Origin of the sequence: Phenylobacterium sp. (assembly GCF_030681155.1) — a bacterium.
GTDB lineage: Bacteria > Pseudomonadota > Alphaproteobacteria > Caulobacterales > Caulobacteraceae > Phenylobacterium.
This window is the reverse complement of sequence record NZ_JAUXXE010000030.1, coordinates 221,681-241,631: the sequence shown is the minus strand read 5'-3', so window position 1 is coordinate 241,631 and position 19,951 is coordinate 221,681. Positions and strand designations below refer to the sequence as shown.

29 protein-coding genes are annotated in these 19,951 nt (G+C 62.7%); 7 read left to right on the top strand and 22 right to left on the bottom strand.

Annotation, left to right across the window (positions count from 1 at the left end):
* Nucleotide 1 precedes the first annotated feature (1 nt).
* From Q8M13_RS07575 to Q8M13_RS07555, 5 genes are read right to left on the bottom strand one after another with little or no spacing between them, the layout of a single operon-like run.
* Nucleotides 2-1,168, bottom strand: coding sequence for a hypothetical protein (locus Q8M13_RS07575; protein ID WP_305299173.1), 1,167 nt, complete (start codon nt 1,166-1,168; stop codon nt 2-4).
* On the bottom strand, nt 1,168-1,425 hold the full coding sequence (locus Q8M13_RS07570; protein WP_305299172.1) for a hypothetical protein: 258 nt from the start codon (nt 1,423-1,425) through the stop codon (nt 1,168-1,170). The genes Q8M13_RS07575 and Q8M13_RS07570 overlap by 1 nt, the downstream gene beginning before the upstream one ends.
* The gene (locus tag Q8M13_RS07565; RefSeq protein WP_305299171.1) at nt 1,422-2,819 is read right to left on the bottom strand and encodes an anti-CBASS protein Acb1 family protein; all 1,398 of its coding nucleotides are present in this window, start codon (nt 2,817-2,819) and stop codon (nt 1,422-1,424) included. The genes Q8M13_RS07570 and Q8M13_RS07565 overlap by 4 nt, the downstream gene beginning before the upstream one ends.
* Nucleotides 2,816-4,054 carry a phage terminase large subunit gene (locus Q8M13_RS07560; protein ID WP_305299170.1) on the bottom strand — a complete coding sequence of 413 codons (1,239 nt, stop codon included), beginning with the start codon at nt 4,052-4,054 and terminating at the stop codon, nt 2,816-2,818. Before Q8M13_RS07560 ends, Q8M13_RS07565 begins: the two co-directional genes overlap by 4 nt.
* On the bottom strand, nt 4,051-4,293 hold the full coding sequence (locus Q8M13_RS07555) for a hypothetical protein (RefSeq protein ID WP_305299169.1): 243 nt from the start codon (nt 4,291-4,293) through the stop codon (nt 4,051-4,053). The genes Q8M13_RS07560 and Q8M13_RS07555 overlap by 4 nt, the downstream gene beginning before the upstream one ends.
* Before the next feature lie 150 nt (nt 4,294-4,443).
* Here Q8M13_RS07555 and Q8M13_RS07550 point away from each other — a divergent pair, with 150 nt between their 5' ends.
* Together Q8M13_RS07550 and Q8M13_RS07545 are read left to right on the top strand one after the other, a co-directional pair.
* A complete protein-coding gene (locus Q8M13_RS07550) occupies nt 4,444-5,094 on the top strand; it encodes a hypothetical protein (RefSeq protein WP_305299168.1) in 651 nt (216 codons plus the stop codon).
* Nucleotides 5,095-5,322: 228 nt separating this feature from the next.
* A complete protein-coding gene (locus Q8M13_RS07545; protein ID WP_305299167.1) occupies nt 5,323-6,111 on the top strand; it encodes a hypothetical protein in 789 nt (262 codons plus the stop codon).
* 52 nt (nt 6,112-6,163) lie between these two features.
* Here Q8M13_RS07545 and Q8M13_RS07540 read toward each other — a convergent pair whose 3' ends face one another.
* From Q8M13_RS07540 to Q8M13_RS07530, 3 genes are read right to left on the bottom strand one after another with little or no spacing between them, the layout of a single operon-like run.
* Nucleotides 6,164-6,904 carry a hypothetical protein gene (locus tag Q8M13_RS07540; protein ID WP_305299166.1) on the bottom strand — a complete coding sequence of 247 codons (741 nt, stop codon included), beginning with the start codon at nt 6,902-6,904 and terminating at the stop codon, nt 6,164-6,166.
* Nucleotides 6,901-7,143 carry a helix-turn-helix domain-containing protein gene (locus Q8M13_RS07535; protein ID WP_305299165.1) on the bottom strand — a complete coding sequence of 81 codons (243 nt, stop codon included), beginning with the start codon at nt 7,141-7,143 and terminating at the stop codon, nt 6,901-6,903. Before Q8M13_RS07535 ends, Q8M13_RS07540 begins: the two co-directional genes overlap by 4 nt.
* A gap of 24 nt (nt 7,144-7,167) precedes the next feature.
* Nucleotides 7,168-7,590 (bottom strand): thermonuclease family protein, encoded by a 423-nt coding sequence (locus Q8M13_RS07530; RefSeq protein WP_305299164.1) that lies wholly within the window; start codon nt 7,588-7,590, stop codon nt 7,168-7,170.
* Nucleotides 7,591-7,638: 48 nt separating this feature from the next.
* Between Q8M13_RS07530 and Q8M13_RS07525 the strand changes: the two genes are divergently transcribed.
* Nucleotides 7,639-8,241: a hypothetical protein gene (locus Q8M13_RS07525; protein WP_305299163.1), complete on the top strand. Its 603-nt coding sequence runs from the start codon at nt 7,639-7,641 to the stop codon at nt 8,239-8,241.
* Nucleotides 8,242-8,252: 11 nt separating this feature from the next.
* Here the strand turns inward: Q8M13_RS07525 and Q8M13_RS07520 are convergent, their stop codons facing one another.
* The 11 genes from Q8M13_RS07520 to Q8M13_RS07470 form a co-directional block, all read right to left on the bottom strand.
* Complete coding sequence (locus Q8M13_RS07520; protein WP_305299162.1) at nt 8,253-8,960, bottom strand: DUF1376 domain-containing protein; 708 nt, start codon at nt 8,958-8,960, stop codon at nt 8,253-8,255.
* Complete coding sequence (locus Q8M13_RS07515) at nt 8,957-9,298, bottom strand: hypothetical protein (protein ID WP_305299161.1); 342 nt, start codon at nt 9,296-9,298, stop codon at nt 8,957-8,959. The genes Q8M13_RS07520 and Q8M13_RS07515 overlap by 4 nt, the downstream gene beginning before the upstream one ends.
* Nucleotides 9,295-9,474, bottom strand: a complete 180-nt coding sequence (locus Q8M13_RS07510) for a hypothetical protein (RefSeq protein WP_305299160.1) — start codon at nt 9,472-9,474, stop codon at nt 9,295-9,297. Before Q8M13_RS07510 ends, Q8M13_RS07515 begins: the two co-directional genes overlap by 4 nt.
* Complete coding sequence (locus tag Q8M13_RS07505) at nt 9,475-10,161, bottom strand: hypothetical protein (RefSeq protein WP_305299159.1); 687 nt, start codon at nt 10,159-10,161, stop codon at nt 9,475-9,477.
* Entirely contained in the window at nt 10,149-10,517 is a 369-nt protein-coding gene (locus Q8M13_RS07500) for a hypothetical protein (RefSeq protein WP_305299158.1), read from the bottom strand. The genes Q8M13_RS07505 and Q8M13_RS07500 overlap by 13 nt, the downstream gene beginning before the upstream one ends.
* On the bottom strand, nt 10,514-11,194 hold the full coding sequence (locus Q8M13_RS07495; RefSeq protein WP_305299157.1) for a hypothetical protein: 681 nt from the start codon (nt 11,192-11,194) through the stop codon (nt 10,514-10,516). Before Q8M13_RS07495 ends, Q8M13_RS07500 begins: the two co-directional genes overlap by 4 nt.
* A complete protein-coding gene (locus Q8M13_RS07490) occupies nt 11,191-11,490 on the bottom strand; it encodes a hypothetical protein (RefSeq protein ID WP_305299156.1) in 300 nt (99 codons plus the stop codon). Before Q8M13_RS07490 ends, Q8M13_RS07495 begins: the two co-directional genes overlap by 4 nt.
* A 3-nt stretch (nt 11,491-11,493) precedes the next feature.
* On the bottom strand, nt 11,494-12,297 hold the full coding sequence (locus Q8M13_RS07485) for a DUF2303 family protein (RefSeq protein ID WP_305299155.1): 804 nt from the start codon (nt 12,295-12,297) through the stop codon (nt 11,494-11,496).
* 4 nt (nt 12,298-12,301) lie between these two features.
* Entirely contained in the window at nt 12,302-12,646 is a 345-nt protein-coding gene (locus Q8M13_RS07480; protein WP_305299154.1) for a hypothetical protein, read from the bottom strand.
* 75 nt (nt 12,647-12,721) lie between these two features.
* Nucleotides 12,722-12,925, bottom strand: coding sequence for a hypothetical protein (locus Q8M13_RS07475; RefSeq protein ID WP_305299153.1), 204 nt, complete (start codon nt 12,923-12,925; stop codon nt 12,722-12,724).
* 834 nt (nt 12,926-13,759) lie between these two features.
* Nucleotides 13,760-13,963 (bottom strand): hypothetical protein, encoded by a 204-nt coding sequence (locus tag Q8M13_RS07470; RefSeq protein ID WP_305299152.1) that lies wholly within the window; start codon nt 13,961-13,963, stop codon nt 13,760-13,762.
* Nucleotides 13,964-14,074: 111 nt separating this feature from the next.
* Here Q8M13_RS07470 and Q8M13_RS07465 point away from each other — a divergent pair, with 111 nt between their 5' ends.
* Complete coding sequence (locus Q8M13_RS07465; RefSeq protein ID WP_305299151.1) at nt 14,075-14,689, top strand: XRE family transcriptional regulator; 615 nt, start codon at nt 14,075-14,077, stop codon at nt 14,687-14,689.
* 37 nt (nt 14,690-14,726) lie between these two features.
* Here Q8M13_RS07465 and Q8M13_RS07460 read toward each other — a convergent pair whose 3' ends face one another.
* From Q8M13_RS07460 to Q8M13_RS07450, 3 genes are read right to left on the bottom strand one after another with little or no spacing between them, the layout of a single operon-like run.
* On the bottom strand, nt 14,727-15,638 hold the full coding sequence (locus Q8M13_RS07460; RefSeq protein WP_305299150.1) for a glycosyltransferase family A protein: 912 nt from the start codon (nt 15,636-15,638) through the stop codon (nt 14,727-14,729).
* Nucleotides 15,639-15,651: 13 nt separating this feature from the next.
* On the bottom strand, nt 15,652-16,911 hold the full coding sequence (locus Q8M13_RS07455; protein WP_305299149.1) for a nitric oxide synthase oxygenase: 1,260 nt from the start codon (nt 16,909-16,911) through the stop codon (nt 15,652-15,654).
* The gene (locus Q8M13_RS07450; protein ID WP_305299148.1) at nt 16,912-18,435 is read right to left on the bottom strand and encodes a radical SAM protein; all 1,524 of its coding nucleotides are present in this window, start codon (nt 18,433-18,435) and stop codon (nt 16,912-16,914) included.
* A gap of 488 nt (nt 18,436-18,923) precedes the next feature.
* Here Q8M13_RS07450 and Q8M13_RS07445 point away from each other — a divergent pair, with 488 nt between their 5' ends.
* From Q8M13_RS07445 to Q8M13_RS07435, 3 genes are read left to right on the top strand one after another with little or no spacing between them, the layout of a single operon-like run.
* Nucleotides 18,924-19,361, top strand: coding sequence for a hypothetical protein (locus Q8M13_RS07445; RefSeq protein WP_305299147.1), 438 nt, complete (start codon nt 18,924-18,926; stop codon nt 19,359-19,361).
* On the top strand, nt 19,361-19,588 hold the full coding sequence (locus Q8M13_RS07440) for a hypothetical protein (RefSeq protein WP_305299146.1): 228 nt from the start codon (nt 19,361-19,363) through the stop codon (nt 19,586-19,588). Before Q8M13_RS07445 ends, Q8M13_RS07440 begins: the two co-directional genes overlap by 1 nt.
* Entirely contained in the window at nt 19,588-19,896 is a 309-nt protein-coding gene (locus Q8M13_RS07435) for a hypothetical protein (protein WP_305299145.1), read from the top strand. Before Q8M13_RS07440 ends, Q8M13_RS07435 begins: the two co-directional genes overlap by 1 nt.
* The last annotated feature ends 55 nt before the right edge of the window (nt 19,897-19,951 follow it).

The following is a 19,951-nucleotide window of genomic DNA, read 5'->3' as shown; positions in this document are numbered from 1 at the left end:
GTTACGCCTCCGCCTTGGGCAGGGTGTAGGCAGGCTTGTCACCGCCGGGGCCGTTGAAGGCGTTGGTCAGCGGGGCGGCCTTGCCAGGCTCGGCCTTCTTGGCGAGGGCGCGCGCGGCGTTGAGCGTCAGCTCCTTCGCCGCGTCCTCGTCCATGATGTTGGCTTTGACGATCTTGCCGACCAGATCAGTCAGCTCGGCGTCGTCCTTGGCCTTCAGGCTGTTGGCCACAGCTTCCTGGGCATCCACCAGCGGCTTCATCGCCGCGGCGACTGCGTTGCCGACAGCAGTGGCCATAGCGGCAGCCAGCGCCTCGGGCTTAACAGCCTCCGAGAGGGTGTTCACCCTCGCGGAAAGCTCGTCGAACTGGACCTTGTCCATGTCGTCGTCCTTCTGGTTGTTTGAGGGTTCCCGCTCGGAGCCGGTGAAGACTTCGATCAATGCGGCTTTGGCTCGCTCCAAGAGCGGCGCGCGTTGGCGCTTCTCCAGAGCCTTCAGCGCTGAATCCAGCGCCCAACCGAGATCGCGTTCCGCATCATCCTCGATGACGGAGTTGACGACCTCGATCTCTTCTTCATCGCCGGCAGCGTTGACCATCATGCCGACGCCCGCCTCCGGGGTGGCCGCGCCCTTCTCATCCAGAAGGATCGCGTCATGGTCGAACACGTAGCCCCGAGCGATGCGGGTGTGCGTGGTGGCGTTGGCCACCGGCTCCATGCGGGCCAGCAAACCCGTGGAGGTGTGAATTGGGCCGCCCTTGTCGATCGCCGCAAGTACGGCCTTGCCGCCCTCGGTGCGATTGGCGACCTCGACGTCGATCACCTTGTCGAGGAGCACCCGGCCATTCTCACGCCGAACGTTCTCGTTCCAGGCGCCGATGTAGGTGAGGTTGATCCCTTCCGGATCGCGTGCAGAGACGAACTTGCCGTTGATCGTCGGGTGTCCGAGGGGCGCAGGCGTCCGCTCCAGGCCCTTGAAGCTCTTCTCGATCTCGGCAGCCGGATAGAGAATGCCGTTCATCACCACGTTGTCGGGGAGCGTGGCGCTGGGGACGATGATGACGTCACGGTCGCCGCGCTTCTCGCGCCGGATCGCTGCGGTGTTGGCGACGGCGCGGATGTTCACCCGAACCTGTTCGCCCTCGGCGTGGTTCGCCAGGAACAGGCGCATCAGACCAGACCCACGAGGTCGGTGGCGGTCGTACCGGCGATGAGGACACGCGCCGGTGCGATCACCAGCGTTTGCCCTGCCCCGAGCCCCTTGAAGACGACCGTCTCGCCGCCCTGCGTCACCACGGCGAGGTTACCCGCACCTCCGACGTAGATCGCGCGCGGGACCTGCGGCAGCTCGTCGGTAGCATGAGGAGCGATGGTGAACATCTCGACGGCAGAGGTCGTCGCGCCCCGGACGGGGAACTGGTTCTTCATTCTGCGTCGTCCTTGCTGGGGTCGGTCTTGTCGTCGGCCTGGCCGTCGTCCGTCTCTTCAGCCTCAGGCTTGAGCAGCGCCTTCTGAGCCGGGGTGAGCGGCTCCAAATCAACCGCCGCACGCATCTCATCGCCGGTGAACACGCGCTCGCCGGTGGCCTGCATCTTGGCGTTGGTCTCAGCCATCTTCCCGACGCGGTCGATCTTCTCGCCCATCGAGCTTTCGGTGAGGTCGGTCCAGGAGATGAACCAGTCTCGCTCCGGCAGGATGGTGAAGTGCTCCAGCCGGCGGACGAGGCCCATGATGTTGGGGATCACGCGGTCGGCGCGGCGGGCCTTGTTGGTCTGAGCCCACTCCTGGGCGTCTTCGGTGCTGGCGCGTTCGCCGGTCTGCATGCCGACGAGGATCTTCACAGGCATCAGGAACGACGCCGCGAACGACTGCACGGCGATGGAGAAGAAGTGCTCCGGCGATGGCAGGGTGATCTGAAGGGCGGTCGCCTTCATGCCCTGAAGCATCAGCATGGCGTCAAAGCCGCGCTGCCAGTCGTTGACCTGCTCGTCCATCTTGTCGGCGAGTTCGCTGACCGGGACGCCCATGGCCTTCGCCATGGTCTCGACCTTGGCGTCCTTGTCGATCTCCAGAACCGGCGAGGCCTTAGCGTTCTTCCAGAAGCCCTCCCCGCCAGCGCCGACAATCTTCTCGATCGTCATCAGGTCGTTCAGGCCGGGCTCAATGGCTGAGCTGCAGTTCACCGTGCCGTCGTCCGACCAGATCACCACCCGGTCGGGGTGGATCTGGAAGGCGCGGGGCTGAGCCTTGCCTTCGTCGACAGAAGCTTCCTGGAATTGGAACATCTTCGGATGGCCGTAGCCGTCCGACCTCTCATCGGTGTCCCACTCGGAAACCGTAAGCTGGCCTTCCCAGGCGGGAATGACCTCCACCAGGCCATCCAGACCGCCGGGAACGGTGTCCACCGGGTCCATGAATCGCTTGCTGTCGGCCAGACGCAGGATGACGCCAGCGTACTTGCCGACCATCGAGCGGCGGTCGGCCTCCGCGAGCTGTTGCCAGACGCGCAAGTCGGAGAAGCGCTCGCGGATCTCCTTCTCGCGGCGGGTCTCGGCCTGCTTGCGCTTGCCCTGCGGCCCGGCGCCGTCGCGCTGGTATTCCTGAAGGAACGGCGTGTCCTGCCAGCTCTTCAGGATCGTCTTGTTGACCGCGGCGCGCGCCAAACTGTTGCGCCGATACATGTCGTAGAACTGGCCGAACTGCGGGTTCGTCGGGAAACCGAAGTCCTTGTAGTGGTCGTGCTTGGCCGTCCCGAAGAAACCCGGGAACATGGTCGAAAGGCTGCGGCTGGCCGCGTTGGCCATCAGGGTCAACGGGTTCATCCGCGCAGCCTCTTCTTCAGGATCATCAAGGCGGGCTGTTCGGGTTCGAGCTTCAGTTCCGTGATCGCCCAGACGCCGGCGTCCATCCGGTTCGGCGACTCCTCGCCCTGGTATCCGGCCGGTGTCGTCATCAACATTTCCGCTTCAAGCAGCGGGAACTGAGCCTTGTGACGAACTCGGCCCTGGTCGTAGAGCGCGGCGACCGGCTCGGCGCGGACGTGCTTGCCTCGACTGGCGTGGACCAGGACGACGCGGGTGTTGACGTTGGCGGCGAGCAACGTGCTCTCCACCATTTCCCCGCCGAAGTTCTTCTCAGCGACGACGCAGTCGGCGTCCCAGCGCTCCACGCACTTCGCTACCTCAGTCGCCCACGCGTGCGGGCTGCTCGCCGGGCAGGTCGCGTCCTCAAGAACGATGGCGCCATCGCCGTACTCGGCGACCACCACGATACCGACGTCGTCGCCTCCCCCTGAAGGGTCAACGCCGACAACCACCCTGCCCCAGCCGTCCTCGACGAAGCGACCGGCCTGCCAGGCCTTGTCCAGACCCTCACGGTTCCAGATCGAGCCTTGGACCGACGGCATGTAAGCGCCGAGCCAAATCCAGGCGGCGCGAAGACGGTCCTTCAGGAAGTCCAACTCCATCAGCTCGCGCAGAGCTTCTGGGAAGAACGGGTTCTGATCGTAGTTGATCTTCCGAACGATGGCCCGCTTGGGCTTCACCGGACCGCGGAAGAAGACGTCGATCGGGTCGATGGCGAGCCGGGGGTTCCAGATAGCCCACAGTTCTGAGATGGCCGTTCGAAGGATGGTCGGCAGCAGAACGTCGAGCGAGGCCTGGCGCACCTCCTGCGCCTCCTCAAGGATCGTCAGCCCCGCGCCTTCCAGCGACTTGATGCCGTCTGGCTTGTTCCCCTTCCACAAGCCGATGAAGAGGATCTTCTGTCCGCCGAGACCGACGAAAGTCCCATCGACCTCGCGGAAATACGTGTGAAGCAGGCCGTAGTGCTCAAGCCGGTTGCGCACCAGCTCCAGCGACGACTCCTTCAAGTTCGCCATGATCTCCCGAAGGAAGATCGTGCGCAGCCTGGGCGTCGTCACCGTGTGGAAGATCGCCGCGTCGACGAACTCCCAGGACTTTGCCCCGCCGCGCCCACCGTGCGCCGCCCGAAAGCGATAAGACCCCAGCGGCTTCTCGGTCAGGAACCGATAGGCCGGGATGGGCTCATAGATCACTCGGTAGTCTCGTAGTCCTCGTCGCTCGCTGCCATTGGCGGGCCAGCAGCCGTGCTGACGTAGGTCACGGTCATGACCCCGGCCATCGTCCCATCAACCTCGACCGACTGACGGGGTTTGCCGAAGCCACGGTCGAGAATGGCGGTGGCTGCTGACACGCGAGCCGCGCTCGGAGCCTTCGCGTTGTTGGCGACCGCGACCAGGACCTTCAGCGCCGTCTCAGCGTGTTCCTTCGCCATAGCGCCAATGTCGAGCTTAGCCTGGGAGACAGCGCCCTTCTTTCGGCCCGCACCGGGGCGAGCACCGCCACGACTGGCCATGTTTGATTTCTCTGATTGTTTTTCAACGAATGGGGGAGCACCTAACCTGTCCACCGCGGGGGCGATGAAATGTTGCAGGTACTTACGGGCGAAGACGAGCACACTGCTGCAGAGGGGCCCTACGCGCGCCTTCTGAAAACGCGGAAGTGGCTACTGATTGCAAGCGCCGGCGCAGTTCTCGTGCATTACAAGCTCTATGATCCCACTGCAGCGAACGCATTGCTGCGCGTAATCAGCGTGCCGATTTGGCTGCTTCATACGGGCTTGATTTTCGGTCTTGCATACATGCTTGCCCAGTACTTGCTACTGGCGCTTCAGCTGCGTGCTACGTACGACATCGTGCTCAGCGAAAGATTTGCAGACCGTCGGAACGAAAACCTGAACGCTGCTGAAAAGCGCGTGACCGATGCGCAAGAGAACGTCCAGCACGCAATCGAACAGTTTAGCGCAGCAGAAAGTTCGTCTGATGCAACCAGGAGAGCACTAGAGCGAAAACTAAACATTGCTCGCGAGCGATCGGCCGCTTCGGAACGGGATTATGACACCATGGTGGCAAACCAACCCAGCAACCGCTCAAATTACAGGGCGCTTGAAGTTGCGATCGACGCTATGCGGTTGGGAGCCCCACTGATCGTCGCGGCAGGATGGCTTCTTGTATTGCTCGCTGACCGAGTAGGCCCCTCCATTCACCGACTGGTGACGACCATTAGCGGCGTGTGAGCCGCGACTCGGCGCTGAGCTAGACCTAGCTTGTCGCCTGGGCAGGAGTGCTCCAAACAGCAAAAAGCCCCGACCGCGGCCAGGGCTTTTTCGGGGCGCGCTAAGCGACCTTGACCACATCTATGGGTGATTTGCGCGGAAACGCAAGGGTTAGCGCCGGACGCCCTGCGCCATCGCGCAGTTGCACTGAAGCAACGCATCGCGCACGCTTGTGGCGGGGGATGCAAAATGAAAAAACCTTCCTTTAAGCAAGTCGAGCTTGCCCTGCTTGGCCTGGGATCTGCCGCGAGTTTGGTTGGAGCAATTGTAGCCTGGGGCCAAGCCGCGACTGCGACCAAAGCTGCGCACAGCGTCCAGATTACGTCTGCAGAACTCACCCGAATGGCCGAGGCGGCCGAGCGACAGTTCGCCGCCGCAAATCGTGCCGCTGGTGCCGCTGAGGCGTTGGCCGCCGCAACCGAGCGAGGGACGGCCGAACTCGCAGCACAGACTACCGAAGCCAGCTCCCAACGGCGCGCCCTTGATCGTTCCTCCGCCGCAGCGTCCGACTTGGTAGGGGCAGTAAGGAGCGAGAGCACGGCGAACGCTACGCGCTACGCAGAGAGTCGTAGCGCCGCCCTTTCAACCACCGCATTCAGGGCGAACAACAAGCCGCAACAGGGCACTAAGCCCTCAATAACGCTTACAGTAGAAAACGCCGGCCGCGCGACCAATTATTGGATAGTCTCCAACTTTGACGTTCTACCACAATCGTTCAATTTAAGTTTGCAGATATGCGACAGTTTCGAGAAACAACGCTTCGCGATCAGCAACCAAGAGACGGTGACAAGTTCAAGGACTAACGCCCTGACCGCAACTGACAACGATCTAATCCAAGCCGAAACGCATGTTTTGGTTTATTCGGGCAGCATTTGCTGGGAAAATCCCAACAAACAAGTCAAGAAGTGGTTCTTCTGTCAAATCGTCGACAAGAATGGAAATGTAAGGGCATGCGACAAGGGTAATGGGCCAGATTGATGAACGCATGTTGCGGCGGTCGGCTGCGGCTATTTCATCTCGTTGGCAATTATCATGATCGAACCGCTCCGAGGTAAACCCCGGCTAGGTCGAGCGCAAAGCCAAGCTCGATCGCCAAACCCTCCGCTTCACGATCCTTTCCGCCAGCTAGTTGTCGAACCGTCTCCCCTCGCCCGACCACAGCGACGAGCCGCTCGAAAAGCAGCGACCCCGACGCCAAGCCTGCTGACGACTGCATGTGGCGCTGAACGCCTTCGATCTCGAACCGAGCATGAGATCGGGCGGCATGGGAGCATGGCGCATCCTCGGAGACGGCGCCGGCCGCGCCATCAGCAAGGCAGGACTTCATGCTGTCGTCGGTCGCCTTGCTGAACTTCTCCCGGAAGCGTCGGCCAGCCTCAACTCGGCCAGCCGAATAGCGTCCCTTGTTCACCAACCACAGCCAGCCATCGCGAGTGGCGACGCCCGTCTCGGTCTTCGACGTTGGCGCGCCGCGGGCTTCTGATAGCGCCTCCTGCTCCTGGGCGGCAGCCTGCATGGATGCGGCTTGGTCGCGGGCCTCGATCCCCTGCTGCATGTCGGCCATCAGCTCACGGGCGTCGTTGAAGCGGCGGTCGAAGATGGCGCGCTCGGCCCGGTCGAGCTTCCGCGTCTGCCGACCGTAGAGCTGCGGGTTGCCCTCGATGGTGTTGCGCAGGGCGATCAGCACTTCGGAAAGCTGCTTGGCGGTGACGGCCGCCACCATACTCGCAGTCGGGCGGATCGTCCGGGCAGCGGTTTGCTGAGCGGTCATCGGTCATCCTCAGGAATGAAATCAGTGATCTTGCAGTCGAGGGCGCGAGCGATGTGGATCAGCCGCGAGGTCGCGATCCGGTTCTGGCCGAGCTCGTACTTCTGAACTTGCTGGAAGCTGACCCCGAGCGCCTTGGCCAGCGCGTTCTGGCTCACGCCGATTGCCAAGCGGCGCGCACGGACGGCATCGCCGATGAAGTGGTCGATCGGATCGGCGGTCGAGGGGGTTGGTCTAGGCATTTCGGTCCTCGTTGGCTTGGATGGTCATCGGCCATTCCCTCCTTCTTCGACGCCAGCGCCACGCATCAGATCTCCGACGGTGACGCCGCCTAGTCGGCAAGTCGCGACGACGCGGTCATAGGAGCGGCGGCCAGCGGTGCAGACGACGTGTCGCCACTTCACGATGCGTTCGAGCGTGGCCTTCCCTGCCCGGCCGCCAGGCGCGTTCAGCTCCGGCCCGTAGAAGTCGGCGACGCGCACCTCGACGAGGTTCTCCGGCGCCCGACCACCCACGGCGACGCACAGGCTGTCGGCGTCACCGACGTAGGTCACCGGACCACTGAAGGTCTTTCCCTTCGCCAGATAGGAAGGCATCGGGCCACGGTCAGGGATGGCATTGCAGGGATCGGCCTGGGCCGGGCTGCCCACCGCCCCAGCGAGCGCCGCAGCGACCAAGAGTTGAGCCAACCCGCGCAAGCGTGCAGAAGTGAGGAAGCTCTGAGGGGGGCACTTCATATGGAAATCTGTTGCTTCGCTACTCAGGCGCTCGACCAAATCGTGATCAACGAAGGCGTCGCCGCCTGGGCACAGTTTCTTGGCGCGCTGCTGGCGGTTTTCGCCTCCTACAAGTTCGCTGCGAGCGAAGCCACTCGTGCGCGGGCCGAGCTGGAAGAGACGAGGAAGAGAGATGCGGAATTTCAGCAACGTGAGGAAGCGAATTTTCAAGCCAGATTGAGAAGCACTCGCCTCGCGGCTAGCACACTTGCATCGCACGGTGCTGATCTGATCGAAGTCAACCTTTTGCTCTTCAAGGACTCTGAGGGCAAAAATTTGGTCGAAGGCGCGATCATGGCAGCTGCGGATTTCAAAGGATTCGAAAGTCAACTCCTGGCATTTCCCCTCCATCAGCTCGACAATCATCTCGCAATTACTGCCTTCTCGAAGGTTGTAGCCTGCGCAACCACCACTCGTTCGCTGCTGGATCACATGCAGCGTAGATCTGCGGCTGGCTTCTACAAGGGACCTGTTAGCGAGGACGACCGCTCCTCCTTTGAAAAATTCGCGATCATTTTCAAGACTGGGGCGGACATCCTGCGGTCGATCGCCGATAACGATTAGACCCCGTCGCTTCATGCCGCTGTCCTCCGCCGAGCCACGGCCTCGGCGTTGGCGTAGCATTCGAGCTCAGCGCACTCGCTGGAATGGCCAGGGTCTGAAACCCTGAACCGCAGCTTGTCCTGGCGAGCCTGAGCAGCCAGCAGGAGCCATCCGCGCTCGCTGTCATCGTGACCACCCTCAATGACGCGAAGGGGCGAAGCGCCACCTCGGCGCGCTTCGACGCTCTCGCGTCCACAGAGGGTAGATTGCCCTGTAGGGGCATCTACCTCTGTGGGTATGGATGGGGAGCAGGACTTAAGCAGGTTTTCAGGGCCGTTTTGGGCTGCTTGATCCGTGCTTGAAGCACTGCTTTGAGCACTGCTTGAAGCCGACCGCTTCGCCGCCTTGGCCCGACCGCCAGCGCTCGCGCGTTCGGTATTCTTACGCTTCCGCTCCGATGCATCAGCTAGCTCCTCGTCGGCGCGCTTATTGCGCCACCGACCATCGGCCAGCTTGAAAAACCGCTCCAACTTTGGCCGGTGCTTCTTCCATGTCTTGGCGTCCAGACGGGTGATCGAGGCGAGGTCCTCATCGTCATCGGCTGGGGGCCCGTTCACCCAGTAGTCCATGAGCAGCAACAGGTATGCGCCATGCTGTTCTGTGGTCAGGCGCTGAGTGTCTTTCAGGTAGTCGCCGATGACGATGGGCATCCAGGTGTCGGGCTTTGGCTCGGTCGTCATGCTGCATCTCGCCGGAACAAGGCGTTGGCCTGGCCGATGGGTTTAGGCGGGGCGGTGATCGCTGCGCCGTTCTGGTGAGCCAGCCGCCCCAGCCAAGCCTGGATCGTCTCAGCGTCATGGAAGTGGCCGGCGGCAACCGTCGCCTCCTCGATCAGGACCAGAGCCAGATCCTCGCGTAGAGCGGGGTCGCAGCCGTCCAGGGCCGCGCGGATCAGATCGCGACCGCGCGTCTCCAGTTCTACGTCCCGCGCGCGGCGAGCCTTTTTCGTGGCTCCCCGGTCGATGAACTCCTCGACCTTGAAGCCTCGACGATATGGATTGGAGGATAGTCGGCTCATGGCCGCCCCCGCAGCTGTGCCGCAGCTTCACGCATCAACGTGACGACGTAGAGGTCGAGCTGATCCAGGTTTACGTCGCCTTCCAGGTGCTGGATCAACGGCGTGGCGTCAGGGATGTCCTCGGCCAGCCAGTCGGCGGCTTCGTCAAGGCGCTTGGCTAGTGCTGGAGCTTCCATCTAAGCGGCTTCTCCGAAGAGGTTTGGTTGGATTGCAGGACGGCGGGCGACGATGTCGTCCAAATTGCCCCACTGCTCAGCCATGGCCGCGGCGATGCCGGGGAAGAACCGGACGCGCTCGCGCCAGCGGTCAGGGTTCCAGCCGGAAGCGCGGTGGATCGTCGACCACGCCTTGCCCTCCTCTGACTTCTGGACGGGCGGCGTGAGCGGATTGACGGGAACGAGCGGAGGGAGGCCCCGGAGATACAGGCCGGTCGCCTTGAAGACGGGCTCGCCGAACCACCAGGGGTGAACGAACTGCGCGGGTGGCTCGTAACCGCTGATCCGCTCCTTAGCGTGTCGGTGCATCTTGGGATTCTCGACGCAGACGCGGTCGATTGGCGCGTTCCAGAACGTCGAGAACAGGTCCGCCCCCTCATCCAGCTCAGCCCACATGCTCTCCAGCGTGCGGCCAGGCGGCGACGTGTGGAGCCAGCGGAGCCCCGACAGACAGAGACGGGTGCAAGGCGGGTGCGCGACCATGAGAAGGTCCCACCCGTCGTTCAGGTAGTCGCGGGCGTCGCCCACGATATGGCGGTTGCTCCCGTCTTCGGCGGGCAGGAAGTCACAAGACCACGCGTCATGCCCGGCGGCCGCAAATGCTCGACGGACGACACCACTGAACTCACAGGCAACTAGGAGGCGCATGCGACCTCGCGACGTTCATTGATTGCCTGATAGATTCGCGCGCGGCCGACCGGCGACAGCCGGTAGCCGACGTCTCGGGCGGTCTCGACAAAGTCGCCGCCCAGGGACCGGCGGATGTGCGAGATGTGGACTTTCAGCCCGGCGCGGCTTTCGACCTGAAGCTCCTGCTCCAGCGCCCAGAACTGCACGGGCCGACCAGCGGCGGCGTAGAGGCGCATGAGAATGCGCGCATCCATTAGCGACAGCTTGAAGCGTCGGCGGATAACGTCGGCCGCGACGTCCCCGTCCAACAGGCCGAGCATTTCGCGGGCCCCAGCAAGCTCACGGGACAGCTTGCTGCACTGAGGGCAACTCATGCCGCGGCCCACCACAGTCGGTTGCGGCGGCCACAATCCATGGCCGGACCAGCTTCGACGCCACCGGCATGGGCCAGGGCGGCAAGCTGCACGTCGACAGCGTGCTCTTTCGCTCCGATCACCGAAGCGAGGGCCATCACCGATAGCGGGCGCTCCTTCAGTGCAGAGAGGATTCGCTCGTCGAGGGGCCGCGGATCTTCGACTGCCTTCGACCAGTTCACCGGCGCGTTGTGGAGCGCGAGCATCGGGCCTGGGAGCGGCCGTGCTTGCGTGCGCGCCGGGGCGGCCTTCGGCTTCCGCTTCGCGCGCTTGGCCTCGCCGATCCTCGCGTTGGCCAAGTTGCTGTTGCGGCGCTCGGCGTCGGGCGCGCGCTGCCAGTTCATGCGCAACGCCTTTCGGCGGATGGTGGCTTCGAGGATCTCCATGCCGAGAGCCTTCAGCTCTTCGGCCACAAGGCTGGCGGGCTTGCCCTCCACGACGTAGCGGACGTGGATCAGGTCCAGCGCTTCCTTTGGCCAGAACTCCGCATGGTGGGGAGGAATGTCGAACAGCTTGCGGACATGCAGCACGCGCCAGGCCGGCCAGCCGAGTTGCTTGGCGATCGCTGCGTCATTCATCGTCACCACGGCTTTGCGGATGGTGGCGACGTCGTTGTCGTTCCAGGGAGGGAGGCTCATGCCGCCCTCCAGATGATCGCGCGTCGGCCGCCCATGGCTGTGCCGCGGGCTTCGCTGTCCATGATCAGCCCTTTCGCAGCCAACTCGCTGCAGCGGGGCCGGACGTTCATCAGAGGCTCTTTCAGCCGATGGGCGATCTGCTCCGGAGTGCCCGGCGCTTTCTTGATCTCATCGAAGACGCGGGCGCGGAGGCTTTTGGCCTGGGGAGCCATGGCAGCCGCAGCAGCGCGAGACGTCTCACGCGCCTTGAAGCCAGGGCTCTCCGGATAGGTGAAGATGTCGAGCTGCTGCGGCATAGCCTAGACCGCCTTGCCGAAGACGGCCGGCCGCTCTGTGCGACCCGCCGCGTCGTGGACGATCTGCTTGAATACTGCCTGTCGGACGTGCTCCGCGCGGTGCAGAACGAAGCCCAGTGTCAGCGCGCCTTCATCCAGCCTCCAGCGAAGGAAGGCATAAAGCTCAGTCGTCTCGCCGCCGAAGTACACCGGGATCCGCAAAAGGAACTTGGTGGGCAGTTCAATGCCGCCGCTCGTCCGCGCCTCGGTTTCGTCGCTGTATTCGAAGTTCTCGTTGTCGGTGGCGGTGCGGACGGCCTTCTTGAAGTTGACCTTCCGAACCGCCTGCAGGTCGCGGCAGGCCTCAAGCAAATCGGCGCCAGAGGGAGCGGCGACATCGGCGGCGTTCTCTTCCAGGAAGCGCGCAAACTCCAACTGAGGCATGAGCCGCCCGCTGATCGTGCTCCACGTCTTCCATTCCTCCGAATGAGGAAGCGCCATGTTGGCTGTGTGGGCTACGTGACCGGCGTCTTCGGCGGCGTGGTAGTCGAGCTGCGCCTTGATGCTGTTGGTCATGATGTCAGCGAACAGGATGGTGGTCCCGGTCTTGAAGCGGTTCACGTAGTCGACCAGGGAGTCGACGGTCTGGAGCGTCACGCTCTGGCTGATGAAGTCCGGCAGATAGACGTCGAGCGCATGAGCCTCCGTCACGTCCTGAGGGGCACGATCGGGCAGGACCAGGAACTCCCTGCCGGCGGTCGTCTTGATGATGAGCGGTTCGCCACGTGCCTTCACGGCGAGATCGGCGATGGTTTCGGCTTCGGTCATGGGCTCAGGCTCCAAGTTGCGTCACCTCGCCCGTCAGCGGATCAACCCGCTCCTTGGCGTCGGCGAACATGCGGTTTTGGGTGGGGTCGTCGCGCAGCAGGTCGCCGTCGAGATCAGCGAAGAACAGGGCGTCGGGCAGCTTCGCCCTGGGCACTTTCTGCTTGGAGGCGGCCGACACGATCAGGGCGTTGTCGCCCTTGCCCTGGGGGCTGATCTTGAGCGTCAGCGTCAGCTCGCCGGGCTTATTGGTGTCGAGCACGGCCCTGACCACTTCGGCCAGTTCCTCGCTCAAGGTGTCGACCACTCGCCCCTTTCGGATATCGCGGAGGACGTCTGTGAATGGGCGCATCGGGCGCTCCTTAGAGAGCCGCTCTATCCCCGCGGCCGATGGGGTTTGGGTGCGGTCCGGTCGCCTCAACGGCGATCAGCGTTGTGCTTTTGTTCCCGCATGGGATTTAGCCATCGGGCGGGCTGCCCAGGCCTTGCGGCGCAACAGCTCCCGCGCTGCGACGACCTTGTAGAGACCGAAGAGAAGGCCCTCGGCCCAGGTCAGCAGCCGCAGATCGAGCGGCTCGCTCGCGCTGGAGACGCGCGTGGATGGCGGCGACTTGCGCCTGATGTCGGACAAGGGCTGCCTCCCTGGCAGAGATCGGGTCCGCGCCGACTACGGGCGTCTGGACCTCTTCGATGAAGTCCCATCCGAAGAAGCCGGACAGGGTGAAGTACGTCTCCAGGCCGCAGGAGCCGGAGGTCGCGTTTTGGATGGTGCGGTAGTCGAGCGGCTGACGGTTCTCTGGGTCCTGGGCCGCCCACATGTTGACCTGCTGGGCCAACTCCTTGGCTGACACGCCGCGCTCTTCCATCTCGGCAATGAGCCGAGGCGCTACGCGGCGACCGCCGCGCACAAGTTGGTATTTGCGTTCCAAGACGTGCAGCCCTCGCCCGGTCATTGATGGGGATCTGGCGAGGGAACGGCCGGCAGCGAGGAGCCACAGACATGGAGGACAACGGACGTCAGAAGTTGGTTTTGGAGATGCTCGCAGCGGCCTTCTGGGCTGGTGCGAACGCCGCCATGGCTCGTGCGGAGCCAGCGGCAGCGGGCGGCTTTAGAAAGCTCGCCCGACGACATGCGGACAGGGCTGGAACCCTGGCTCGCGAAATGGTTGGAGAGGCGGCGCGCCCTAGCCCGGCGACTGCCGCCTCTCCACTTCACCGCAGCGGCTCGGACACGCGGTGAAACTGAACGGGGAGCGGGACGGCGAGAGAGGACGCCGCCCCGCAGATGCCAGGGCTGGAGTCCCGGCATTCCGTCGCGCCCCGATTGGGCTCGTGTCGCGACAGTCAGGATATGGGAATGACGGGAGGCCGCCGTGAAGCGACCTCCCGTCGCACGCGCGGGCAACGTCGGGGGGAGAGCGCCCCGCGCGTGGGTCTGAATAGTGAAAGCCCCCTGCCCCATGGCTCAGGCAGCCTCGCGCTTGGAGGCGGCAGCCACAGCAAGCTCTTCCAGCGTCGCCAAGCCAGCATCCGCCATTGCCGCCCAATACGCGGCGGGGATGCTGTCATTGCGACGCCACTGCTTCGCGGTCCCGGCTTCGGCGCCGACGATGCGCGCCACCGCCGAAGGGCCGTTTGCGTCTGTGATGATCTGCTGATGGCTTCGCATGATGACAAAGGGTATTTAATATACCCATCTCCCGTCAAGCACTTTGGCAGGTTTTATACCCGACGGGTCGATAGCCTCCACCACATGACTACGGGGGAACGACACAATCGCTTGCGCGAGGCACGGCTGCACGCCGGGCTGGAGCGCCAACGTGACGTGTACGAGCGGTTTCCGAGCTGGAACCGCAACACGTACAAGAGCAACGAGAACGGCAATGCGCCCTTCTCGTTCGATCAGGCAAAGACATACGCGAAGGCGTTCGGTGTCAGGGCGGAGTGGCTCTACGACGGAGCGGGCGCCATGGTCGCGGCCCGGCAGCAGTCACCGCGATCACCTGAGGACATCCAGTCCGTGCCGGTCATCTCGTGGGTGTCAGCAGGCGCGCTTGACGAACCGGGCAGCCAGATCCCGGCCGGGACCGAGACGCTCGACATCAGCGATCTGGGGGCAGGAGAGTTCTTTGCTACCCGCGTGCGCGGCGACTCAATGGACCGCCTTGCTCCAGAAAACGCGCTGCTGATCGTAAACCGGCAGGAGATCGATCTTGTTCGTGGTCGGCGCTACATCTTCAGCCTTCGCGGCAAGACGACCTTCAAACGGTATGGCGAGGATCCGATCCGCCTTGATCCCGAGTCGCTGAACCCCGCCCACGAGCCGCACTTCATCAAGCCGACCGACAAGTGGTCTGTGATCGGCCGGGTACGGAAGGTGATCATCGACGTCTAGCGGTCCTCACCGCCTTCGACACTAGGTTGCCTTTGGCCTAATCTAACGATCGGGCAGGCAGCCAGTCGGTCTGGGGTGAGAGTGTCCGACCTGCACGCCGAGAAGCGAAGGTCGCCCAAAGAAAAATCGGCATCGAAACCCAGAGGCTTGGGTGACGCAACACATGGAGCATATTGCGTTTCATGCCAGCGTCTGGCGCACTACCGTAGCGATCCCCTTCGGGCAGTGCGTCGGGGGCTGCGATGTCCCTTAGCTGCAAGTTTCCCTCACGCCAACGGCGCAGGGTGCTTAACAGCGCGGGGCCCTGCGGCAGTTCCTGCAAGGCTCCTCCCCTGGAGAGGAGCTGGCGTTCCGTCGGAGCGAAGCGTGACCTCACAAAAGCGTCGTCATTGAGTAGGTTAGGAAATTCTGCCCATCGCATTCGACCCTGGCTGTTCACGGCGTAGCACCCGACGGCTACCACCTCCTGTGCCACGGCCGGCAAGGTGGCCCAAACTCTCGCGAAGTGCCGGGTTACGAAGCTCGGGCTTCGCGCAATCTTGCGGGGGGGCGCCACCAAGCGGGGGGTGTCGTGTGCGTTGAGATATTCACACAGACTGGGCAAGCTGTCCGGCAGGAACCGAATGTCAGCGTCGAGATAGAGGACCGGACCACCGCGCCGGTAGGCGTCACCCCTGTTAAGTGCATTCGCCTTACCGGGCCTTTCTTCGGCGAGTGCCAACAGCTGGACCCCGCGAGCAGTCGCCAGCGCTGTAAGCTCGGCGACAATTTCTAGACTGCGCGCACGCTCCGGACCGTTCGCGACGACGATGACCTGGATGTTGCAGCCCTGGGCATCCTCTATGACCGAACTTAGGCACTTTCGAAGCGTTTCAACTTCGCCGCGCGCCGGAATGACAATGTCGAGATCGGGCGGCGATGTTCTGGAAACTCGCGTGGATTGGGTCATTAGTCGCACCTCGTCATCGTGAATGCTCCAGCCGCCACTTGCGCACACGCCGCCGGACGCTTCGCCACCGCCTTTGAATTGGGGTTTCGAGCTCGACCGAGCGGTCAACCCGCAGCGAGGCGCCATCCGTCACGCGGGACCGGTAGAAATTGGGAACTGTGTTGCGGTTGATCATCGGCATATGGAACGTTGGGCAGGCTGCGCCACCGTGGGGTGGGACAATCCAAGTCCATTCTGCGGACAGCGACCGGCCGGCTGCCTGCTCCGACTGCGCAAAGGTCACGAACCACTCACTGGCTTCATGGTGATCACAGACGCTGATGCCTGCGGTCCGGAATGAAGAGAGTACTGCCCGGCTCAGCTCAGTGAGGGTTTCGTCCTGCCAGAGAGGCCTGTGGCGCTGGATTTCAAGAGCTTCTGCTACTCGCTCCAGCAGGTTGTAACGAAACTCGTCCACGAGGTTTCTGCAGGCGATTTCTGTAGCCATGTAAAAGCCGTTGAACGGCGAGCAGGGGTAATCCATCCCGCCAATGGTCAGAATCATGTCGCTGACAAATGGGATCGCGTACCATTTCAGCCCCAGGCTATTGAATTGAAGCCTATCGGGATGAGTGAGTGGAACTTCCCGGAAGCAGTCAGGGGGCAACTCGAAGAGATGGCGGCGGCCCAATGGGTCCCGGATCACAAGGGGGAGAACATCGAATGCGCCGACGGGATTCGGCGCCGACCAGCCAAGGCTCTTAACAATCCGCGTAAACTCTACATTGGCCAGATCTCCTAGGATCGCTCCGTCGGCGCTGAGGTGACCTGCGTATTGAATTAGCTGCGGGTTTTCGATGTAAGAGCTCAGCTCGTCCCCTCGCATCGGAGCGAAGATCAACATCTTCGATCGGACGGGTGCTTCCTGGTGACTTTGTTGCAGATATGAAACGAGCTCACCCGCGATAGCCGACGGCTCGGTGACTGCCCGGCAATCAATGACTTCCAACGACTTCCAGAAAATTCGGCCCACACATTGCGCCGAATTTCGCCAGGCGACGCGCGCGCCGAAAGCTAGCTCTTCTGATGTGTGCTCATACCAACCCTGACGGCGCAGCTGGCTTATGACCGCGGCGCGCCTATTTCGGACTTGTTCTCTGGGCAGACCCTGCTCGCGACCGAACAGGTCGATAAAATCCCTCGCCTCTTCCACGCGCTCACCGAGCGTGAGCCGGCGCAAACGTCGTCTCAAAGGATCCGAGTTCGCCCGCGTGTCTACGAGTACCGCGCTCATCTACATCAATCCGTCGAACACTCGTGCTGACGATCGGATCTTTCGACGGTTGATTTCGAAAACCGCGCGAAGAACGCGAGACTTGGCATGCCGATACGCCGCCCCATTTCCGCCGCGATTCACATAGAGCGACTGTGCTCGACGCGGCCGGGCTTGAGACACGCTGAAATTGGGAAATGCCTCAGGGTTCGCGTGGATTTGGTCGCTCAGCTCCGTACCGTCCAGCAACGTGAAGTCGTTGAAGCGAACGCGGTCAATATAGGGCAGATGCCTCTCCAGGAAGTCAGCGCTCAGCTCCAGATCGGCCGCAGTCTCACCAGGATAACCCTTGAACATCGTGCAACGGACGCTCAATCCGACATCGAAGGCATTCCTTATAAACTCAGAATTGCCTTCGACGGTGGACCCCTTGCTCATGGCATCCAAAAGGCGCTGGCTGCCGCTTTCGAGTCCGAAGCTGATCCGTCGCATGCCTGCTGCCACCGCAAGCTTCAGCTCGCGACGTGACAGTCCGTTGTCTGCCCGTTCATCGACGTGGACCGTGCCGATCCACTGAGCTCCGCGAATATTCGATTGAACGTTCTCAACGATGCCGCGCAGCAGATTTGGATTGGAGTTCAGCTTCAAGTCGAGAAAGATGAAGTCCTTGGATCGGTGGCGACGGGACTGTTCCCGCATCTCATGAAGGACGCTTTCTACACTGCGATTACGGTAGGTCCGTCCGCTGGCCGAAATAATGTCGCTGCAGAAATTGCACTTGTTCCATTGGCAACCTCGAGAAGCCATCAACGGAATGACATGCATCCGATACCGATCCCACGGAAAATCCGTGAAGTCGGGGAGCGGTGTCAGATCAAGCGCCCGTAGCGGAGGCGCAGCCTTTGACTGCATCCCGTTCGGTAGTGTGACCCCGGGAAACGCTGTCAGGTCATCCCCATTGCACGCGGCCTCTACGATCTCCGAGATGTTGAGATCGACCTCGGCGCCCACGATCGCCGTCAGCCCAGGTATGGCGCGCCAAGCCGACGCTGTATTGGGCAAGTTGAACATCGGCCCCCCCAGAATAAGCGGGATGCCTCGACGCGCGGCAACACGGCCCAAGGCCTGGACCGTGGGAAAATGTTGCAGGTAGGCCGAAAGCAATAGTACGTCCGGCTGCTCCTCGAGCGCCAGAACCGTCTCCGCGACCACCCGGGGATGTGGTCGCTCCCGCCACCACGAACGCAGCGAGCGCGCGGCGTCCCGAATGCCGCGCGCCGGCGCCAGGGTGCTCAGATGAAGCCTGCGTTGATAGTGGTCGACAATAGTCTCTGCATGTTCTCGCTCCGCCGCCGGCACGTCGTTCGCCAAGGGTGAGATCAATTTGACTGCGTTTCCTGAATTTCGAAGAGCCGCGACAATTATGCCGACCGCAAGGGTCGGGAACGTAGAGAAATTGTTCAGGTCAACGATCAGTACGCGTCGGCCCCCGCCATTCACCGACACCAACGGCATCGCGCCGTCGGAAAATGTTACTGCCTTCACGTCTCACTGCCCCAAGAGAATGGCGCGCTTTCCACCGCGCATATTCAATCAACGGCACGTAGGGCGTGAGGTCAACAAGCTTCGCCTTCTTGGCGAGATGGAGGTTAGACTGGCGGTAACTCCCGGGCCGAAGAGCCATGCGAGGCCGCCAGAGCCATCAAAGCCCAAGCAGCAGCTCGGCCAGGTGATTCGCGGCTTGTATCTCCAAACGACCTTCAGGACGTTCACGATCACGACCGGCTGAACCGTGAAGATGTCGAACACCATCCACCCTTCCCTGTCCTGCTCGATGGCGTATCGCTCGTTCATCGGCCTCTGCCCCGCTCGATGCTCCACCGTCGCGCTCGATGGCAGGCCTGTCCACTCGCGCCGCAGGCCGAGGTGCGACAATAGCGATCATCAATTTCGATCTGGGTATTTTTCCTACCTTTTCCGCTTGACCCATTTGGGTATGTTTCATACCGTATCTCCACACCCGGAGAGACACCATGTCCACCGCCCAGATTACTTCGATCCGCCCCGAGCTCGCGCCGCACCTTGCGGTCGAGGCTTCGAAAGACGCCGCGCGCGAGGCTCACTACCGCGCCAACGCTGACGTTCTTGAGCCGCCGGCTCCCCGCTCGCCGCGCGATCACATCGCCGCAGCGGAGGCTTCCCTCGCCCGTCAGAAGACCTTCACCGCCTCGCCTCAGGGCCGGTTCTATTCGGCGGTCATCAACATCGGGAAGGCTGGCGGCTACGTCGCTGAGGCCACCCGCGCGCTGGGCGCCTACCATCGTGGGTTCTTCCGCCTGGATCGCCCCGCCTGCGCGGCGGAGGTCGGCTGCGCCCTCTCCGCTCTGAACAATGTCCCCGGCCCTGACGGTCGCGAAGCTCGTCAGGCCCTGGCGGACATCCTCATGGCCCCAGTCGCGGAGGCCGCGTGATGTCCGGACCACACCCCGATCCGCTGGCGCTCGACCAGAACCTCGAACCGTCAGCCGTCGCCACCATGGGCACGGCTTGCGAGACGGTTCTGATGGCCTCTATCGCAGTCAGCCTGAAGCGCATCGCCGACAAGTTGGAGCAGATCGCGCCCAACGGCCTCGACCCCTGGTTCTTGGATCAGGCCGCATACAACGCTGGTCTGTCGTTTGAGCGGGGGCGTCGGTGATGGTCCTCAACTACGCAAAAGACGAACGCCGGCCGCCTGCCCTCTGTGAGCATTGCGGCGGCCATCACCAACACACCGCGCCCTGCAATTCAGACGGTTCGCGCGGGCGTGGGCGAACGACCAAGCGCACCATCGCCCTGAACGTAGATCAGCCGAAGTTCTTCGATGAGGTCTCCAAGTACGGCCTGATTGGATCGACCTGCCCCATCGGCAGCCGTGTGATCGCCTGCCTGCTTGGCGGCGTCGATTTCAGCGAAGCGTTGGGTCTCGCCGTCTACGGCGTCGAAGTCTCGGAGGTTCGCGAATGACCCTCTTTCTCGCCAAGCTGGCCTTCCTCGCGACCGTAACCTTCTCGGTCGCAGC

Excerpts from the sequence above, each read along its gene's own strand:
- Q8M13_RS07510 (WP_305299160.1), bottom strand. The coding sequence starts at position 9,474 with ATGGAAGCTCCAGCACTAGCCAAGCGCCTTGACGAAGCCGCCGACTGG.
- Q8M13_RS07490 (WP_305299156.1), bottom strand. The coding sequence starts at position 11,490 with ATGCCGCAGCAGCTCGACATCTTCACCTATCCGGAGAGCCCTGGCTTC.
- Q8M13_RS07470 (WP_305299152.1), bottom strand. The coding sequence starts at position 13,963 with ATGCGAAGCCATCAGCAGATCATCACAGACGCAAACGGCCCTTCGGCG.
- Q8M13_RS07435 (WP_305299145.1), top strand. The coding sequence starts at position 19,588 with ATGGTCCTCAACTACGCAAAAGACGAACGCCGGCCGCCTGCCCTCTGT.
- Q8M13_RS07540 (WP_305299166.1), bottom strand. The coding sequence starts at position 6,904 with ATGACCGCTCAGCAAACCGCTGCCCGGACGATCCGCCCGACTGCGAGT.
- Q8M13_RS07570 (WP_305299172.1), bottom strand. The coding sequence starts at position 1,425 with ATGAAGAACCAGTTCCCCGTCCGGGGCGCGACGACCTCTGCCGTCGAG.
- Q8M13_RS07565 (WP_305299171.1), bottom strand. The coding sequence starts at position 2,819 with ATGAACCCGTTGACCCTGATGGCCAACGCGGCCAGCCGCAGCCTTTCG.
- Q8M13_RS07495 (WP_305299157.1), bottom strand. The coding sequence starts at position 11,194 with ATGAGCCTCCCTCCCTGGAACGACAACGACGTCGCCACCATCCGCAAA.
- Q8M13_RS07440 (WP_305299146.1), top strand. The coding sequence starts at position 19,361 with ATGTCCGGACCACACCCCGATCCGCTGGCGCTCGACCAGAACCTCGAA.
- Q8M13_RS07555 (WP_305299169.1), bottom strand. The coding sequence starts at position 4,293 with ATGGCGAAGGAACACGCTGAGACGGCGCTGAAGGTCCTGGTCGCGGTC.
- Q8M13_RS07500 (WP_305299158.1), bottom strand. The coding sequence starts at position 10,517 with ATGAGTTGCCCTCAGTGCAGCAAGCTGTCCCGTGAGCTTGCTGGGGCC.
- Q8M13_RS07515 (WP_305299161.1), bottom strand. The coding sequence starts at position 9,298 with ATGAGCCGACTATCCTCCAATCCATATCGTCGAGGCTTCAAGGTCGAG.
- Q8M13_RS07505 (WP_305299159.1), bottom strand. The coding sequence starts at position 10,161 with ATGCGCCTCCTAGTTGCCTGTGAGTTCAGTGGTGTCGTCCGTCGAGCA.
- Q8M13_RS07520 (WP_305299162.1), bottom strand. The coding sequence starts at position 8,960 with ATGACGACCGAGCCAAAGCCCGACACCTGGATGCCCATCGTCATCGGC.
- Q8M13_RS07575 (WP_305299173.1), bottom strand. The coding sequence starts at position 1,168 with ATGCGCCTGTTCCTGGCGAACCACGCCGAGGGCGAACAGGTTCGGGTG.
- Q8M13_RS07480 (WP_305299154.1), bottom strand. The coding sequence starts at position 12,646 with ATGCGCCCATTCACAGACGTCCTCCGCGATATCCGAAAGGGGCGAGTG.
- Q8M13_RS07460 (WP_305299150.1), bottom strand. The coding sequence starts at position 15,638 with ATGACCCAATCCACGCGAGTTTCCAGAACATCGCCGCCCGATCTCGAC.
- Q8M13_RS07455 (WP_305299149.1), bottom strand. The coding sequence starts at position 16,911 with ATGAGCGCGGTACTCGTAGACACGCGGGCGAACTCGGATCCTTTGAGA.
- Q8M13_RS07525 (WP_305299163.1), top strand. The coding sequence starts at position 7,639 with ATGGAAATCTGTTGCTTCGCTACTCAGGCGCTCGACCAAATCGTGATC.
- Q8M13_RS07535 (WP_305299165.1), bottom strand. The coding sequence starts at position 7,143 with ATGCCTAGACCAACCCCCTCGACCGCCGATCCGATCGACCACTTCATC.
- Q8M13_RS07445 (WP_305299147.1), top strand. The coding sequence starts at position 18,924 with ATGTCCACCGCCCAGATTACTTCGATCCGCCCCGAGCTCGCGCCGCAC.
- Q8M13_RS07550 (WP_305299168.1), top strand. The coding sequence starts at position 4,444 with ATGTTGCAGGTACTTACGGGCGAAGACGAGCACACTGCTGCAGAGGGG.
- Q8M13_RS07545 (WP_305299167.1), top strand. The coding sequence starts at position 5,323 with ATGAAAAAACCTTCCTTTAAGCAAGTCGAGCTTGCCCTGCTTGGCCTG.
- Q8M13_RS07485 (WP_305299155.1), bottom strand. The coding sequence starts at position 12,297 with ATGACCGAAGCCGAAACCATCGCCGATCTCGCCGTGAAGGCACGTGGC.